Raw genomic sequence first — 360 nt, forward strand, 5'->3', positions numbered from 1 at the left:
CCCCGGGTCACCCTGAATACGGCTATACCCCTGGCGTCGAAACCACCACCGGCCCGCTCGGCCAGGGCATTGCCAACGCCGTCGGCTTCGCCATCGCCGAACGCACCCTGGCGGCGCAGTTCAACCGCCCGGGCCACGATATCGTTGACCACCACACCTACGCCTTCATGGGCGACGGCTGCATGATGGAAGGCATCTCCCACGAAGTCTGTTCGCTGGCCGGCACCATGAAACTCGGCAAGCTGACCGCTTTCTACGATGACAACGGCATCTCCATCGACGGCCACGTCGAGGGCTGGTTCACCGACGACACCGCCAAGCGCTTTGAAGCCTACGGCTGGCACGTGGTGCGCGGCGTCG

The 360-nt window shown here is 65.0% G+C and carries 1 pseudogene; it reads left to right on the plus strand.

Features of this window, described 5'->3' with window-relative positions:
* A pseudogene (locus AC2AXP_RS22700) lies at window positions 1-360 on the plus strand (transketolase); the annotation flags it as partial.

The organism is Serratia sp. Sp408 (assembly GCF_057180665.1).